Source organism: Arthrobacter sp. ZGTC212 (assembly GCF_002929255.1).
Lineage (GTDB): Bacteria > Actinomycetota > Actinomycetes > Actinomycetales > Micrococcaceae > Arthrobacter_B > Arthrobacter_B sunyaminii.
The window spans coordinates 411308-429204 of the sequence record NZ_PJIJ01000003.1; the positions used below are offsets into that span (position 1 = coordinate 411308).

Annotated in this window: 8 protein-coding genes; all 8 read left to right on the top strand. The window is 65.8% G+C overall.

Annotated features, from left to right (window positions below):
• The first annotated feature begins 59 nt into the window (after positions 1–59).
• The 8 genes from CXQ89_RS14160 to CXQ89_RS14195 all read left to right on the top strand — a co-directional run bounded on the left by CXQ89_RS14160 (position 60) and on the right by CXQ89_RS14195 (position 17885).
• Positions 60–668, top strand: coding sequence for a 50S ribosomal protein L25/general stress protein Ctc (locus CXQ89_RS14160; protein WP_104055216.1), 609 nt, complete (start codon positions 60–62; stop codon positions 666–668).
• A gap of 66 nt (positions 669–734) precedes the next feature.
• Complete coding sequence (gene pth / locus CXQ89_RS14165) at positions 735–1319, top strand: aminoacyl-tRNA hydrolase (protein ID WP_104055217.1); 585 nt, start codon at positions 735–737, stop codon at positions 1317–1319.
• Between the two features lie 519 nt (positions 1320–1838).
• Positions 1839–4466, top strand: coding sequence for a helix-turn-helix transcriptional regulator (locus CXQ89_RS14170; RefSeq protein WP_146067263.1), 2628 nt, complete (start codon positions 1839–1841; stop codon positions 4464–4466).
• A 27-nt stretch (positions 4467–4493) separates the two neighbouring features.
• On the top strand, positions 4494–7184 hold the full coding sequence (locus CXQ89_RS14175; RefSeq protein ID WP_146067264.1) for a LuxR family transcriptional regulator: 2691 nt from the start codon (positions 4494–4496) through the stop codon (positions 7182–7184).
• A gap of 204 nt (positions 7185–7388) precedes the next feature.
• Entirely contained in the window at positions 7389–10097 is a 2709-nt protein-coding gene (locus CXQ89_RS14180; protein WP_146067265.1) for a LuxR family transcriptional regulator, read from the top strand.
• Between the two features lie 338 nt (positions 10098–10435).
• Positions 10436–13162 (top strand): LuxR family transcriptional regulator, encoded by a 2727-nt coding sequence (locus CXQ89_RS14185; RefSeq protein WP_104161707.1) that lies wholly within the window; start codon positions 10436–10438, stop codon positions 13160–13162.
• Positions 13159–15927 (top strand): LuxR family transcriptional regulator, encoded by a 2769-nt coding sequence (locus tag CXQ89_RS14190; protein WP_104161708.1) that lies wholly within the window; start codon positions 13159–13161, stop codon positions 15925–15927. Before CXQ89_RS14185 ends, CXQ89_RS14190 begins: the two co-directional genes overlap by 4 nt.
• Before the next feature lie 422 nt (positions 15928–16349).
• A complete protein-coding gene (locus tag CXQ89_RS14195; RefSeq protein ID WP_104161709.1) occupies positions 16350–17885 on the top strand; it encodes a sugar transferase in 1536 nt (511 codons plus the stop codon).
• The last annotated feature ends 12 nt before the right edge of the window (positions 17886–17897 follow it).

Sequence of the window (17897 nt, forward strand, 5' to 3'; positions counted from 1 at the left end):
TTCCCATACCGGCGCCTTCGTCCCGGCAACCACGGAACATCCATTATCAGGAGTTTGAAATGTCTGAGCAGAAGCTCGCAGGAACCGTCCGCACCGAATTCGGCAAGGGCGCGGCCCGCAAGGCACGCGTTGCCAACCAGATCCCCGCCGTCATCTACGGCCACGGCGAAGATGTCATGCACATCCTGCTGCCCGCCAAGGCAACCACCCTGGCAGTCCGCACGGCCAACGCCCTGCTGGAAATCGACGTCGACGGCGAATCCCACCTGGCCCTGGCCAAGGACATCCAGCGCGACCCGATCAAGCAGATCATCGAGCACATCGACCTGCTGACCGTCCGCAAGGGCGAAAAGGTTGAGGTTGAGGTCAGCGTCCACGTTGACGGCGAACTGGCTCCGGGCACCGACGTCTACAACCAGGAAGCCAACACGGTTCTGGTTTCGGCCGACGCCACCAACCTGCCGGAAACCATCGTGGTCAGCATCGAAGGCCGCGTCGCCGGCGAGCACATCTACGCCAAGGATCTGGAACTGCCGGCCGGCGTTGAGCTGCTGCTGGATCCCGAAACCATGATCATCAACATCTCCGAAGCCGTCGTCCAGGACCTGGGCGCGCCGTCGGATGAGCAGATCGCCGTTGCAGCTGCCGAAGTTGACGCAGAGGTCTAATTCATCTCCGGGGTCCGCTCCCCGCAACGGAGCCGTCCGGTTCTTGTCGAAGGAGCAGTACCCGCAGTGAACAGCAACACCTGGCTTGTAGTCGGGCTCGGGAACCCCGGGCCCGGCTACAGCCGCAACCGGCACAATATTGGCCAGATGGTCCTGGATGACCTGGCCTCCCGCGTGGGCGGGAACTTCAAGTCCCACAAATCCCGGGCGCAGATCCTGGAGGGCCGGCTGGGCATTGGGGGACCGCGCGTCATCCTGGCAAAACCCCAGACCTACATGAACCTCTCCGGCGGCCCCGTATCGGCGCTGGCCAAGTTCTTCGATATTCCGGCAGACCACGTAGTGGCCGTGCACGACGAGATCGACATCCCCTTCAACACCATCAAACTGAAGTCCGGCGGCGGCGAAGGCGGCCACAACGGGCTCCGCGACATGAGCCGCGCCCTGGGCACAAAGGACTACTACCGGGTCCGCGTAGGTGTGGGGCGGCCGCCCGGACGCATGGACACCGCGGATTACGTCCTCAAGGATTTTCCCTCAGTCGAAGCCAAGGAACTGCCGTTCCTCATTGGCGACGCGGCGGATGCCGTGGAGCTGCTGCTGACGGAGGGCCTTACGGCGGCGCAGCAGAAATTCCACTCAGCGGCCTGATCCCGGCGGGCGTTCGGTCTTCTTTGCACATGTTCGCACGTGCGGGGCGGCCAAGCAGGTAGTTGGCCAGCAAAAACGGGTACTGATCCCGTCAGGGCAAACAGGCCGGCACCCATTGTTGGGGGCATACCCCGGGCCTAGAATCGAATCATGCCTTCGGGCACTATTAGCTGGGGCCGGCGTCGGGAGGCCTCCGAGACTGGGCCACCCCCATCCCGGCGCCGGTCCCTTTGACAGAATATCCGGGTGTTCGGCAGTTTTTCTGCCGGGCGCCCGGGTTTTTGCGTTTAAGGGTTGTCCGCCGTTTTGCAGATTGTCTCGATCCAATAAAACCGCCACGCCCAAAACTCATGCCTTTGTATGTAGACGAAACCAGGGCATGTCGCGTACTGTCGCTCCAGTAACCGCCGCTTTTTCCGCAGCGATCTGAAAATTCAGGCGCCGGCAGTCTAGTTGCCGCCGGACTCGGTGTGTGCGGTTGCAATAGTCGTGGGGGGCCGCGGGGGCGTGGACAATAATATGTTGCTTGAGGATACTGGCGTAGCGCACTGCGCGCTAATTGGCAGGGCAAGAGAGCTTGAAGTGCTGGCTGAGGCGCTGCAGGCCGGCCACGGCGGTGCCGTTGTGGTGGGGCCGGTGGGCATTGGCAAGACTGTCCTGGTTCATGCCGCGGCGGCCGATCCGGCTTTTTATTCGGTTACCATCCGCGGCAGCCGCGAATCCGGCAAGACGCCTTTCGGCGCTCTGGCCTGGCTGATCTCGGACCTTCCCGACGGGCTGGGATCCCGTCCCGCCCACCTGCTGCAGGAACTTGAACAGCTGTTGCTGAAACGGGCTGCAGGAAAACGCATTCTGCTGCTGCTGGACGGCGTGGAGCACCTGGACGAACTGACCGCCATGGTGGTCTCCCAACTGGTACGGCGCTCCGTTGTCACTGTGCTGGCCACGGCCGAAAGCCTGTTTCGGTCAGCTGCCGAGTTTCAGGCACTCTGGACTGAAGGGCTGCTTCTCCGAGTGGACCTGGCTCCCTTTGACCTGGACGACACCCGTGAACTCATGCAGGCTATCCTGCGGGGGCCGGTGTCCTCGGCCGCGGCCCGTGCCTTACAGCGGCATACCGGCGGGAACCCCCACCTAATCACGCTCCTCACCAGGGAACAGACGGACGAAGGAGTCCTGAAGGAGCAGAACGGTGTGTGGGTGCTGGCCGAACCGCTGGTGTCTTCGGGTCAGGTTGCCGAAGTGATGACCGTTCGGCTGAAACGGCGTCCCCCGGCGGAGCGCTCCGTCATTCAACTGCTTGCCCTCTCCGGTGAGCTGCCGTTGTCCGTTGTCCTGCAGCTGGTTCCCGCGGAAACCGTGGATACGCTGGAAGAGGAGCGGCTGCTGGAAGTGACCGCCTCCGGGACCATCTGTCTTGGACCGGAGACCTCCGCGGAGGCAATCGCCGCAAGCATACCCCCGGGAAGAAGCCGCGAGCTCTGGGAGGAAGTGTCCGCCATCCTGGATCCGGCGCTGCTGCCGTCTTCGGCGCTTCCGGGTTTTTGCCGCTGGACCCTGGCATGCGACGGCACCTTGGACCCTCAAAGCGCACAGCGTGCAGCCAGCCTGGCCACGGCGTCGGGGAATTTTGGCCAGGCCCTGCAATTTGTCCAGTCCGTTGAGGCCGGGCAGCGTACCCAGGCCATGGTGGTGGAGGAGGTGCGCGCGCTCACGGCGCAGGGCGAGTACAGCGATGCACTGGAGTCACTTCAGAGGTTGGTTGGGGCGGAAGGCCCCGCGGACGTGGACTTGTGGGCGGATCTTCTCCGCCATCAGGTCCTCCTGCTGAGACTCCTCGGACGCGGAAACCCGGTGGAAGTGCTGGAGAAGGCCCGGGCGGCGGTCCTGCCGGATGAACCGGAACCTGTTCGCCGGAAGAGAGAGGCCCTGCTGCTGATGGTGCGCGGCGCCCTGGCCATTGACTCCGGGTGCCTGGCCGATGTGCCGCCGGAGCTCGCGGGCATCAGGTCGGATCCGGCGCTCCCGCCCGTAGTCCGTGCCGGTGCGGGTGCCCTGCAGGCACAGTTCCTGGCGCTCTCCGGCCGGGCCGGCCAGGCGATGACACTGCTCGATGCCGTGATGGAGGATGTCCGCGGCGTGTCCATTCCAAGCATCCTGGACACTGTGCATGTCCGGGTTTTTCAGGCCCTCACCGCGGCCGGCGAGTATGCGCGTGCCGCGGCGCTGACAAATGAACTGGTGGACGGCAGGAGCCCGCGTGCTTTCTGCTGCAACTCGGGTGAAATCGCTTCCGGGATGGTGCATGCCCTCTCGGGAAGAGCTGACAAGGCGCTCAGGTCGCTGGCTTCGGCCATGAGCCAACTGCAGCTGCGTGATTCCATCGATCTGCTGCCGACGGCGCAGTCACTGGCTGCCTACGCACACCTTCTGCTGGAAAACACGGATGAGGCCGCGCGTCTGTCCGAAAACAGTGCCGGATATCGGTGGCGGCCTACTGCCCAGCTGGAATCAGTGGCACAGCTGCTGCGGGTACAGGTGGTGCTGGCCGGTGAACCGCAGCGGCTTTGCGTCGAACTGCGTTCCATGGCGCGCCGTTGCCTGGACCAGGCAATGGTGGCACCGGCCCTGGAATGCCTGGCCGCGGCAACGCGGTACGGGGATGCAAAAGCAGCAATCGAGTTGGCCGAGGCTGCTGCCCAAGCCAGCGGCCGCTGGGCCCGGGCGTTGTACTGCTTTGGTGCCGGCATGGACGGCAATGACCCCGCCCTCCTGGTGGAAGCGGCGGAGACCGCCCTTGAACTGGGCAACGTCCTTCTGGCCAACACAGCGGCGCGTGCTGCACTCCGGCTTCTGGACGGCCGTTCGGACTCCGCAGACCGGGTCCATGCCCGGGACGCGCTCAGGCTCGAACATCTGAGCTTCCGCGAACTCCGCGCATCCAACACCATCACGGAACGGATGAAGACCCTGACGCCGTTTGAAGCTGAAATTGCCCTTCGTGCGGCAGGAGAGGCCACGCGGGCGGAGATTAGCGGCGCGTTGAAACTGTCACCGCGCACCATTGACTGGCACCTGGGTAAGATCTTCGACAAGCTGCACGTTTCGGGGCGCTCGGAACTTGGCGAGGTTCTGGGGCAGCGCTGAACAGGTACGGAAGTCAGGGGGTGACTGGTGCGACAGGGCTTTAACGTGCGGCCGCCGGTGGGCCGGGATGCGGTCCTTGAGGCTGTGATGGAGAGTCTCCGCCGGCCGGGCGGGCACGGAGCGGTGGTGGTGGCTGACGCGGGCACAGGCAAGAGTTCGCTGGCAACGGCCGTTGCCGGAAAACTGAAGGGCCGGGTGGAGGTGCATCGCATCCACACGAGTTCTTCCCTTTCCACCGTTCCCTACGGTGCACTGGCACCGCTCATTTCCGATTTGGATCCACGCGAGACCGATTCTCCGCTCGCTGTGATGCGGTCGCTAATGGGCCGGTTGTTCCCGGATGCCCGCTACGAACCTGCCACCGCACCCCTGCTGATCGTGGATGATGCCGACTCGCTGGATGAGGCGTCCGGGGACCTCGTGATGCAGCTGGTGGCCTCCGGCCGCATACGTGTCCTGCTGCTCACCCGGCGGATCGCCGGTCTTCCCGCCGGGCTGTCCAACTTGGTGTGGGAGGGTGTACTGTCCCGGCACGACCTGCCCCCGCTGACCGAGGCCCAGGTTCATGAGCTCTGCGTCCAGGTCCTTGACGGACCGGTTCTGACCAGCACCAGCACCGACCTCGCCCGGGTTAGCGGCGGTAATCCCATGCTGGTCCTGGCGCTTCTCGCCGAGACTGTGAGGGCCGAAAGCCTGGTGTTCCGGCACGGCGTCTGGCTGCTGCATGAACAGATGCTTCCGCCGGAGGGGCGGCTGGGTGACCTGCTCCGGGCACAGATGTCAGGATTGTCCACCGAGGAACGGGACGCGCTGGAGATCATCGCGCTGGCGGAGCCGCTGCCGGCCGCCGCAGCGTTCAGCCTGGGCCTGCACCGCGCGGTGGATTCGCTGACCGAAGCCAAGCTTGTGGTCCTTTCCGGGGATCCGGTTCGGCTTCTGCAGCTGAAACATCCGCTGTACGGTGACGTTGTTCGCCGGCTCGTCCCCGCCGCCCGCAGTGCGCGCCTGCGCCGGCGGCTGCTCACTGTCTCCGATCCCGGGGCTGACGCGGGAGAGAACCTGCTGCGGTGGGTGTCATGGTCCCTTGACTGTGGAGCGGATGTGCCGGATTCGAGTCTGGTTGCAGCCGCGTACCGTGCCAACAACCTCTTCGACAGTTCGTCAGCGTTTCGGCTGGCTTCCGCCGTCAAGGATCCGGCGTATGCCATGGCCGCGCGGGTTCAGGCCGCCCGCGCCCGTTTCCAGGACGGTAAACCGGAGGCGGCCCGTGAACTGATTGACGGAGTGAGTGCCGCCGCTGCGGACCTCACCACGCTCAAGATGGCAATACTGATCCGGGTGGAACTTTTTCGGTTGCAGCAGACGGACGACGGCGGGCTGTCCGCCATAGCTGCGGATTGGCTTGCCGGCGTGGATCGGATCGAAGAGTCCGCGGGAGAAAACGCGGGCAGCGAGCTGGCGGCGGACATCCTGTCATCACGCCGCGGCGGACGGCTGCTGGATCTGACGGGAAGGATACTCGAGGGCAGGTTCGGATCCGCCGAGGAGGAGCTCCGCACCATCCTCGCTGCAGGGCTGCGGGCGCACGACGACGAAGCGGTCCTCATCGCAAAGACCCTCCTTGCCGAGATCCTGACCGAAACCGGCCGGCTTCAGGCCGCCTACAGTCTTTCGCAGGATGCGGTCACGATGCTGGACCTGGGCGGGCACCGCTTCATGGCCTACTACCAGTTTGTCCTGTACCGCCATTTGACGGTGCTCCTCTGGCTGGGGAAGTGGGATGAAATCCACTCCACCATCCAAATCGGCGTCTCAGGGGTCTTCGGCGCGCTGGTCCACGTTGCCGGTGTCGTGGATTTGACCAAAGCCGTCACGCACCTGCGGACAAACGACACTAAGGAGGCGATGGTTCGTCTCTCCGCCGCCGTCGAGGGGCTGCGCACCAGCGATTCGGAAGGACTGCTGACTCTCGCCCTGGGGCTTGGCGCCTTCGTCGCAGCCTCGAGCGCGCAGCCGATCCTCGCTGAAGAACTGCTTGCCGACGCTGATTCCCGTAAACCCCGGGGAGCCGCAACGTACCGTTTACTGGCGAAGGGCTACGAGACGGCAGCCCGCTCGATCCTGTCGCCGGAGCGGCAGGCGGCGAAGACGCTCAGCGAGCTCGCCGATGAGGCGGAGAACGCCGGGTTTGTTTCCGTTGAGCTGGAACTGCGGTTCCTGTCCCTGTCCCTCGGCGACATGGAGGGGCTCAACCGTTTGCAGAAAATCGCAGAGGATTTTGAGGGACCGCAGGCATCGGTCCTGGGCCGTTTCGCCCGGGCAATCCTGGACGACGACGCCGATGAGCTGCTCTTGATGGGATCCGATCCCGTGGAACCGGGCTGGGAGCGTCTGGCCGGTCAATGCACCGCCGCAGCGCACCGGATTGCCAAGGCCAGAGGAGACCACGCTCTGCTCCAGCGCGTCCAGCGGGTCCTCAGCAAGCAGCGTGGGGGGACGGGGTCAAGGACCAAGGCCGGGATTCCACTGCTGACCCGCCGGGAACGCGACGTCGCAGCGCTGGTGATGCAGGGCTACCGTAACGCGGAAATAGCCGAGCGGCTTTTCCTTTCCGTGCGAACAGTTGAAGGACACATCTACCGGACCTTCGAAAAACTCGGAATCAGCAAGCGGGAAGAGTTGAAACAGGAGCTTCTGGCCCGGGACGGCTCGGCCTGACCCAGTACTCCGTATGTGGCCTGGCAGTAAATCCAAGCGGTCAGGGACCGCTATTCGGGTATGCCTTACCCGTGCAGGGTTCAGCCCCGTGACTTAATCTGGCCGTGATCCTTGGTGAGCAATTGTTGTCCGGGGGCAATGAGGCCCCCGGAAAATTCGGCGGTCCCCCACCAGCCGCACTCCGCACTTGTTTAGAGGTCCCTGATGAGCACGCTCCTGCAGTCCGGTCCGCCCGGCGACCCCGCGACCCCGGACGGCCGGGTGCCTGGATCCCTGTCCCCGGCCGGTACCCCGTACCACCGCACACCCGTCCCGTCTCGATCCGCCGACGCCCGGGGGAGCGCCCGCATGGCTGTGCGGGACGCCTTGGATGGATCCGGTGCAGTTATCCTGGGCCCCCCGGGCATCGGAAAAACCACGCTGGCACGGGAGGCGGTGGACCTCTGCGAGGACGGGTTTCGGGTGCACCTTCGCGGCAGCCCCCTGTCAGCACAGACCCCCTACGGAGCCATGGCCTGGCTGCTCAGCGATTTGCCCCCACAGGATCTCGTCAATCCGGTTCAGGTCCTGCGGGCGTTGGAATCACTGCTGATCCGGCTGGCCGGCGGCCGGAGAATTATCCTGGTGATCGACAACGCCGAGGGAATTGATGATCTGGGCGTCCTCGTGACGTCGGAACTGTGCCGCCGGGGGACCGTGGCACTGCTGCTCATCTGCGGTGACCTGCTCGGCTGCCACCAGGACTACGTGCGGCTGTGGACTGACGGAACCCTGAAACGGATTGACCTGGCACCGATGGACCTGCCGGAAACCGCGGAACTGCTCGCCACCGCCGCCGGAGGCCCGCTGACCACGCTGGCGCAGGAGAAGCTGTGGCAGCAAAGCAGGGGGAATCCGCTTCTGGCGGCCCTGTTGTGCAGGGACCACAAAGCGGCCAAGGCGCTGGTGCTTCGACGCGGCTACTGGACGTGGACCGGTCCGCTGGTTCATTCCGGTGAGCTTCCGGACCGCGTGGAAACAGTACTGCGCCGCTTCACCCCCGGTGAACGGCACGCCGTGGAAATTCTTGCGCTCTGCGGCGGGCTGCCGCTGGAGACTCTCCTGCAGCTGATGCCGGCCCACACCGTGGACGCACTGGAGGAGGGATCGCTGGTGACCATTGGCGGCGGACCGGGCCAGCCGGTGCGCCTGGCCTGGAACCTGCAGCCGGCAACCATTGCAGCGAGAATCCCCTTCGGCCGCAGCCGGGATCTCTGGACCGAAGTAACCCGGGTCGTGAATCCGCAACTGTTGAGCGGAGACGCTGCTGCCGGCATGGCCGCCTGGTCCCTCTCGGTGGGCGTTTCCCTCGACCCGGATGAAGCTCTGGCAGCCGCACGCTGGTCCAACGAAACCGGGGACGTTGACGCCGCCCTGCGGTATTCCCGTGCGGTTCCGTCCCCGCGGCCGCTGCCTCTGGTGCTGGAAGAAGCGGCCGCACTGCGGTCCATCGGAAACCATGCGCAGGCGCACCGGTGTCTTGCAGCGGCACAAACCGGCAGCGAGGCATCGCATGACCGGCACATCAGCCTCCTGACCCAGCGTGCGCTGGCAGCGGCCCGGATCCTGGACTCAACTGATGATCCGCCGGCCCTGCTGCAGCAGGCCGAACGGCTGCTCCCCAAAGACGAAGGCGCCAATCCCGGGCCCGGCCTGAGGCTAACACTGGCACGGGCGGAGATCCTTTCGCTGGACGGCAGGCTCGGGGACTTGCCGGCGTCCCTGGGGGACGACTTTGCCGACCCCGCTGCTCCGTCCGACCTTAGGCTGATGGCCGGTATCCGCCGGGGACAACAGGATGCAGCTGCCGGCCGTTTTGACGAAGCACTGGAACTTGTGGCGCTGATTCGGTCCCGTCTGGCAGGAGGCATCTCGGCAGACGTCCGCACCCGGGAACAGCTCTTCCACCATCTGTTCTTCCTATTGATCCGCTGCGGCGAGCTGGGCCAGGCGCTGGCAATGACCGAACTGGTTGCCCGCCCGGGAAATGGAACAGGGCTGCGGGCCGCCGCAGGGACCGAATTGCCCGCCGGCCTGGTCCATGCGTATGCCGGCCGCGGCGACACCGCCATGGATTTCCTGAATCCAGCCCTGGCACAGCTGGAATCGCGCGACCCGGACAACATGCTGCCGCTGGCATCCGCGGCAGCTGCCTACTCGGACTTCCTCGGTCCGGAACCCGGACGGCAGCCGGACCGGGAAGCATACGCCGAATCCGGGTACCGCACGGATCCATATCTTGAAACAGCGGTGCGGTACTTTCGGATCCTGAGTACCCCTGCCGGCACCGGCCGTACGGCGGAGCAGCTTCATACCCGTGCCGGACATGCCCGCGCTGAGGGAAACCTTCCGGATGCCCTCCTCTGCTACGGTGCGGCAGCGCTGCGGGGCAGCCGGGCGGCGGCAGCGGACCTTTCCGCTGCGGCGTCATCGGCCAACGGCATCCCCGGGCTCCTTTACCGCAATCTGGCTGACGGACTCCTGGAGAAGGACGCGGCAACGCTGATCCGGGCCGGGGAAACGGCTCTGGGGCAGTCAAACACCCTGCTGGCCTATGAAGCTGCCGGTGCTGCCCGCAGTTTCGCGGCCGACGGCGGCGGCCGCGCCTTGTCGCGGCGGGCCCGGCAGCTGGAGCACGTGACCTTCCGTGAACTGTCGCCGGCCAACAGTATTGAGCACGGCCTGTCCCGGCTGGGACACTTTGAGCGGGAGCTTGCCCTGCTTGCCGCCGCAGGGGAGACCAGCGCCCGGCTTGGGGAACGGTTCCATCTCTCAGCCCGGACTGTTGACTGGCATCTGGGCCGCATTTTCGCCCGGTTGAGTGTCTCGGGGAGAAGCGACCTTCGAGCGGCTCTCAGCGGGAAAACTACGTAGACACACGCCGCAACTTACCCTCAAACCAAGTGGTGTCCGGGCCGGATGCGGGACGAACCTGAGTAGTTGGCGCGCGTGACTGGTGAACGGTACTCGTGTTTGTACTTTCTCCGGCTTCTAGTCTGGCCGCAGGTATAGAACGCAGCCTGTGTCCCTCGAACGCCGTCGGGTGCAGGCAATCGGAAGAATCGGGTCTCACCGTGCAAAACAGTCTCTCCCAGTCCTATGTGCGTCCCCAGTCAGCTCCCGGGCCGAACTCCCTGAGTCCTGTCGCATCCCTCGCCAGCGCTCCCAGGCCGGATACCGCTGGCCCTGAAGAGCGGACGCCATCCTACTTTGTGGGCCGCAGCAACGTCACCCGCACCATTCTCGGCCGCCTGGCATCCGGCGGAGGAGCAGGATGCATCTTGGTGGGGGAAGCAGGAAGCGGCAAGACCGCACTGATCCACCACGTACTGCGCCAGTGCAGCCCAGACACGTATGTGGTCCATGTCCGCGGATCGGCCTTCTCCGGCCGGACCCCCTTCGGCGCCCTCACCTTCCTCCTCTCGGACCTGGAACCGGAGATTGCCACGCACCCGGTACTGATCCTTCGCGGACTCACCCGGTTGATCCAGGAACGTGCTCAGGGACGTGCCGTCCTGCTGGCCGTGGACAACGGGGAAGACCTGGATGAGTTCTCCGCCATGGCACTTAGCCAAATGGTCCTTAGCCGCACGGCAGGACTCCTGGCCTGTTTCCGCGACTTCAGCCGGGCACCGGCCGAATTCGCCGGGCTCTGGCGCGAGGGCATCCTGTCACGGGTCGATCTGGACCCCCTGAATTTGGCGGAGACGGCGGAACTGATGTCGGCTGCACTGGACGGCCCCGTCTCGGGTTCCGCCGTCGCCCACCTGCACCGTTCCACCGGCGGCAACCCCCATCTGCTCCAGCTGGGCTGCGAGGACTACCGTGACTCGGGCAAGCTCCGCCTCAGCGGAAGCGTCTGGGTTCTTGACCGCGCCAAGGCGGCACCCGCGGGCCGTGTGGCTGAAACAGTGCTCAACCAGCTGGGCACGCTGACGGACAGCCAGCTGGCACTGGTGCAAACGGTCGCGCTGGCAGGGTCCCTGCCCCTGGCAGCAGCACTGCACAGCGTCGCGTCCGATGAAGTGGACACCCTGCAGGAACGGGGAATTCTTGCCCTCGAACAGGGGAGCATCCCGCGGATCATGATCTCCGACAAGGTACTGGTCTCCGCCCTGCGCTCTTCAGCGGACACAGCCACACGGGCGAAACTGCTGCATCAGTTGCGGGACGTTGCCGCGGCTGCGGTGCCGGCCGGCGAAACCCCGGCCGCCGGTACGGACCCGCTGGCGGCGGTTCTGGACCCTGCACGGCTGGCATCGTGGCGGCTCGACGCCGGAGAGTCCCCCGACCTGGAGTCCGCTGTGGAGGCGGCACAAAGTGCCAACGCCGCGGGGGACTTCCGGGGCGCCATCCGCATCATCACCACCTGTGAGAATTACGCGAACAGCCCGGGAGCCGTCCTTGAGCTGGTGTCTGCCCACATGGCACTGGAAGACTACGCTGCGGCGGTCGCAGTATTGGGTGCCTGCCGGGCCCGCAGCGGCGGCGCGGCACCGCGGGAAGAGGTGCTGCTGCTGATTGCGGAGAACAGGGTACTCTGCATGGCTGCCACCGGCGCGTTGTCCGCCACGGTGTCCGCAGCAGTGCTTCCTTCCGGGGCTGCCAAGAAACACGAAGAACTGCTGGCCAAAGCCGAACAGCGGGTGGCCGCGATCAGCAGTGCCGGAACCGTCAGCCGCAGCGAGGCCGCAGAGCTGAAGCGCAGGCTGGTCCTGGCCCGGGCCGAGTGCAACTCCACACACGGGCGGTTCCTCGAAAACGCCGCCTTCCTCGCACCGCTGCAGGCTGAGGCAGCTTCCCAGGACAAGACCTACCGCGTCCTCACAGGCTCCTGGCTCTGCGAGGCGCTGGGGATGACAAACCGGCAGGATGAGGCAGCCGAAGTCTCCCGGGAGGTGGAGCGGCTGCTGGGCGATTCCGGAATCAGCATGGCCCACCGTACCCGTGCCTTCGCCCGGATTGTCCACGTCCACCTGGCCATTGGAGCGTTGGACAGCGCCCGCCGCCTGCTGCAGCAGCCGTCCGCGAACGGCCAGGCAGAGCTGTTCCCGGGGCTGCTCGGCGAAATTTCCGAGGGCATACTGCACGCCTATGCCGGAGAGCCGGCGCCCGCGCTGCGCTGTCTGGTCCCCGCCGTCGCGCAGCTGCGGCTGAGCGGACCGGCATCCCTGCTGCCGCTGGCCACGTCCGCAGCCGCCTATTGCCTTGCCCTGCAAAAGGACCGCGAGAATGCCGAGGCCTACCTGCAGCTCCGAGCCAAGGCGGGCGACGGCGGTCCCTGGAGCTTGCGCCGCGCCGCACGTCATTTCGCTGCCCTCGCCAACGGTGCGCTTGGCTCCCCGCAGGCTGCCGGCCGGTTCCTTGAGCTGGCCGGCCACGACCATCGAAGGGGAGCGTACTCATACGAGCTGCTGTCGCTGCTCAACGCCGCCCGGCTGGGGGATCTGGAGAACCTTGACCGGATTCTGACCGTTGCCGCACATCAGCAGGGTTCGTTTCCCCGGATGTGCGAGGTCTATGCCAAAGGCGTGGGTAGTTTCGACGCTCAGCTGCTGATCCAGGCCAGTGAGCTGGGGAAGGCCGCCGGGCATGTGCTCTTCGCCTCCGAGGCGTCGGAACGTGCGCTCGCCGTGGCGTCGGGAGCGGGAGACCGTGCAACGGTGAGGCTGATTCACCGCAGCCGCCGCGGGCCCGACGTCGCCGCCTTTGAAGGTTCCGACTCCGCCGACGAGTACCTCAGCGCCCTGACCTTCAGGGAACGGTCGATCGCCCGGATGGCCGCCGCGGGAACGAGCAATAAAGCCATTGCCGCTGATTTGAACATCTCGGTGCGAACCGTGGAGGGTCACTTGTACCAGGTCTATTCCAAGCTCCACGTCGGCAGCAGGCGTGAACTGGCCAAAGTCATCGCTGAAAAATCGGCGGTACGGCCATGATCCCCGGAGCGATTCCCGGACCAGGGCGGGCACCGGCGCTGTTCGGCAGGGACCGCGAGCTTGCGGAAATCACTTCCCGGCTGCTCGAGCCGGGGCTGCGCGGCGCCGTGGTTATTGGAGAAGGGGGAATGGGAAAGTCTGCACTGGCAGATCAGGTCCTGGAACGGTTGAACGGAATCGTCACGCCGTCCTTCATCCACGGCAGCCCCGTTTTGTCCCGGTTGCCCTACGGGGTGCTCTCCGCGTATCTCGAAACCGCCGGACCGGAGGATATGGAGTCACCGCTTGCAGTGCTTCGGACCATCCGCCGCCATTTCCGCAAGCTCAGCGAGGTGGGAAGCGGGCAGCCGCTGCTGGTCATCGACGACGCCCAGTTCCTCGATGAAGCCAGCGCCCACGTGGTGACGCAGCTGGCCATGTCCGGGGAGCTGAGGCTCCTGATCCTTGCGCAGCCGCGTGCCCGACACATCCATGAACTGCTGTCCCTGGCCCGGGACGGGCTGCTGGCGCGCATTGACCTGGGGGCACTGTCCCGGGACGCGGTCCACGAAGTCTGTGAAGGTGTCCTTGACGGACCCGTGCTCCGGGCCTCCAGCGCCGTGCTGGCAACGTTATCCGGCGGTAATCCCCTCTATCTCAAGGCGTTGCTCGCCCAGTCACGCCGGCTCGGCCATCTCGCCGAAGGCAACGGCGCATGGTTCCTGCGCCGCGAACCGGACGGACTGGACTCCGCCGTGATTGACCGGGTGAAGAGCCAGCTGCTTACCCGGAGTCCTGAAGAGCGCGACACCCTGGAGACCCTTGCCCTGGCCCAGCCCCTGCAGCGTTCGGTGCTGGCGGCAGTCTGCGGCCCGGCCCCGGTCCACGCCCTGCTGGCTGACGGGATTCTGTGCGCCGTGCAGGGGCCGGCTGAAATGCTCCGGCTGGCCCAGCCCCTTCACGCTGACGTGATCCGGTCCCTGGTGCCGGCTGTGCGCAGTGCGGCAATTCGTACCAAGGTGCTGGACTGCCTGCCGGACCGCGAGGGGGCAGAAGCCGGTGATCCGTCCGTAAAGACGGCCTGGCTGCGCCGGCTGGAATGGGCACTTGACTGCGGTGAGGGGATCCCCGACGCGGAGCTGCTGCAGGCGGCACGGGCAGCGAACGACGACGGCCAGTGGCCTTTGGCGGTCCGCTTCGGCTCCGCCGTCCGCGACGGCTCCTGCCTCGCGGCGGCACGGGTGGAAACCGCAGCTGCGTTGATGGAAACCGGGGGCTTCGCCCGGGCCGGTGACCTGCTGGAAGGCATGCTGGAACCGGGACAACCAACCCTGGCCCAGGATGAAGAAACCCTCACCCGTGCGGTGCTGGCCACCGTCCGTCTGGACAACCGGTCCGGGCTGAATGAAGGGGAGCTGGTGGCTCTTGCTTCCACCTGGGTTGCGGCCGCCGGCGAATTGTCAGCCAGGCTCGGCGGTACCGGGAAGCCGCCGGCTTCGGTTGAGGCCGGGGCTGAGGTGCTTCGCGTTCTGGCGCTCATGGCGGCGGGGAACTATCCCGAGGCACGGGACCGGCTCACCGAACTAACGAAAGCTCCGCAGCCTCAGGCCTCCGGGCTGCCGGCACTGGTGGCCGCGGTCTCCCACGGGCTGCTGGCGGAACTCCTGGTGTCGGAAGGGCGGATCAGCAGCGCGCTGGTGCACTCGGGCACGGCGCTGGATCTGATCAAACGCCTGGGTGGTCTGCTGCAGGCATACTGCGGTGCCATGCTGGTGCGTCACGCCCAGGCACTGCTGCACGGAGGACGCTTCAGTGAACTCGAACGCGTTCTGGCGGCCAAGCTGGAGGGCACCACCAAGCACCTGATCGCTCACGGCGGCACCCTGGGCGTCTTTGAGGGAGCGTTGGAGATCCACCAGGGCCGGTTGCGGGAAGGGCTTCAAAGCCTGCATCCGGCAGTGGAAGCCCTGCGGATTTCCGACCCGGAAAAACTCCTGCCCTATGCCCTGGGGCTTGCGGGCTATGCCTCCACCGTGGTGGGGGACCAGGACCAGACAGCCCGGTATGCCAAGGAACTTAGCAGCCTTGCCAGCACCGGGTCCCGGCCGCTGTGGCTGGTGAGCCAGGCATATGCGGCTGCGGCCTTGGCGTCATCCGAACCGGATGCCCGCGTTCCGGCAACACTGGCGGAAATCGCTGAACAGGCCCGGACTGAGGGTCTGCTGGCGGCGGAAAAGGACATCCTGGCACTGTGCCTCGCCGTGGGGGACCTGTCCCAGGCATCCCGGCTGCAGGAGGTCAGTGCGGCCTTTGAAGGCGGTGAGGCGCAGGCATTGAACGCCTATGCCGGTGCGGTGGCTTCCGGCAACCCGGATCTCATGGTTGCGGCAGCGGATGAAGCAGTGCGCCACCGCAAATACCTCCTTGCCGTGGAGAGCATCGGGCACGCCATCAGGTTCTACGGCACGCACGGCAACCTGCGCCGGCAACGGGCCCTGATCCAGCAACTGAGAAGGCGGCGCGGGGAGCTGGCGGGCGTGACCGTGTCCTACCTGAGCCCGTCCCTGCACCTGGTCCGGCTGACCCGCCGCGAGCATGAAATTGTCGATTTGCTGCTCGCCGGGGCCAGCACCCGGGACGTGGCGGCACACTTCACTCTCTCGCAGCGAACGGTCGAAGGCCATGTGTACCGCATCTACGTGAAGCTGGGTATCAGCCGCCGCGCAGATCTTGAAGCCGCCTACCGTGCACTGGAGCCGGGAACGAGTTCGGCGGCACACGAATAGCTGCAGTCGCAGACAGACGGACATCCTGCCGGCCCCGGATTCGCACTACCGGGGCCGGTTTTCTGCGTCCCCGGAACCATCCCCGGGCGTCCCTCCAAGTAGTGCTAGGTAAAGCTCCCGCAGAGGGCGAAGTCGCGCTGCGGACTCGAGTAGGCATTACTCGTGCCCGCCTTTTGAGCCGCTCCTAGTCTTGGTTTTGTTGATTGGTTGTTGTTACCGGCTGCGCCTCTCTCAGCGCAGGTAGTGCGGATATTCCCAGCGGATACTGCCCACCTCCAGGCCCGTCTTGAACCAATCATCCGGCGCCCCAGGCGCCGGCCCCCGAGCGGGGCCGACGGCGTCGAAGCCTCTTGAGACCAAGGCTTCCCCCCAGCCGCCGTCGGCCCTTTCGGAAGATTTCGCAGCGTCTAGGAGAGTCTCGGATGACAGATGTCAAAGTTGCTGGGCCGAGACCGATCCAGGCCCCGCCTGCACCCTTCACCTTCCCCAGTTACAAGAGCTCCGGCGCCACGGCCCTGGCCACCGGTGACAGAGCCCGCTGGGTTAGCAGGTACCGCAGAATCCTCTTGGCCTTTGACCTGGCGGCTGTAACGCTGGCCGTGGCAGTGGCCCACCTGGCGCGGTTCGGGGTGGCACCGGAATTCATGTCCGGCGGCGGCCCCAGCGTCAACATCTCCTACGTCGCCGTGTCCGCCGGCATCTGGGCGGCCTGGCTGCTGGCCCTGGCGGTCTACCGGACCCGTGACCCGCGGATACTCGGAACCGGGGTGGACGAGTACAAGCGTGTCATCAACTCCACGGTCATCCTGATGGGGCTGATTGCGGTGTTCTGCCTCGTGTTCCAGGTGGACATCTCCCGCGGGTACTTCGCGCTCGCCTTTCCTATTGGTTTGGGCGGCCTGATCCTTTGTCGATTCATCCTCCGGCTGTGGCTGGCAGACCAGCGGGCCAAAGGCCGGTACCTGTCCACAGTCATCATTCTGGGACGGCCCAAGGACGTCAGATATGTGGCAGCACAGATTCAACGCCAGAAAGGATCGGGATACCGGGTCATCGGTGCAGCGCTAACCAGTCCCGGGCACTGCGAGGTGGGAGGCAGCGGCAACCAGATCCCCGTGATCGCCGACCGGAACACCGTAGTGGACGCCGTGCGGCGCCTGCGGGCGGACGCCGTCATTGTGGCAGGCCGTATGAAGGGCCACAGCGCCTACGTGCAGGAACTGGGCTGGCAGCTGGAGGAATCGGCCACCCAGCTGATTCTCACTACCGGCCTGACCAACGTGGCGGGTCCGCGAATCCATACCCGCCCCGTTGAAGGCCTCCCCCTGATGCATGTGGAACTGCCGCAGTACGCCGGCGGAAAGCATGTCCTCAAGCGCGGACTGGACATGCTGCTTTCCGGTGCCGCGCTGCTGGTGCTGATTCCGGTCTTCGCGGTGTTGGCCCTGCTCATCCACAGGGACAGCCCCGGGCCCGTGATTTTTCGGCAGGAGCGGGTGGGCCGCGGCGGCGAACCGTTCGAAATGCTCAAGTTCCGGTCCATGGTGCAGACAGCCGAGGATGACCTGGCCGGACTCCTGGACCGCAACGAAGGCGCCGGCCTGCTCTTCAAAATGCAGCACGATCCACGAGTCACCAACGTTGGGCGGTGGATGAGGAAGTACTCCCTCGATGAGCTGCCGCAGCTGTGGAACGTCTTCCTGGGACACATGTCCCTGGTCGGTCCCCGGCCGCCGCTCCCGCGTGAAGTGGCCCAGTACGACGGCGCCGTCCGCCGGCGGCTCTACATCAAGCCCGGCCTGACCGGCATGTGGCAGATCAACGGACGGTCGGAACTCGACTGGAAGGACGGAGTGCGGCTGGACCTGTACTACGTCGAAAACTGGTCGCTTGCCGGCGACCTCATCATTCTCTGGCGCACGGTGCAAATGCTCCGCCGCCCAGTGGGCGCATATTAGCCCGATCCAATC

Bases quoted from the DNA above. Each gene is read 5' to 3' on its own strand.
- CXQ89_RS14170 (WP_146067263.1), top strand. From the start codon at position 1,839: ATGTTGCTTGAGGATACTGGCGTAGCGCACTGCGCGCTAATTGGCAGG.
- CXQ89_RS14190 (WP_104161708.1), top strand. From the start codon at position 13,159: ATGATCCCCGGAGCGATTCCCGGACCAGGGCGGGCACCGGCGCTGTTC.
- CXQ89_RS14195 (WP_104161709.1), top strand. From the start codon at position 16,350: ATGACAGATGTCAAAGTTGCTGGGCCGAGACCGATCCAGGCCCCGCCT.
- CXQ89_RS14180 (WP_146067265.1), top strand. From the start codon at position 7,389: ATGAGCACGCTCCTGCAGTCCGGTCCGCCCGGCGACCCCGCGACCCCG.
- CXQ89_RS14160 (WP_104055216.1), top strand. From the start codon at position 60: ATGTCTGAGCAGAAGCTCGCAGGAACCGTCCGCACCGAATTCGGCAAG.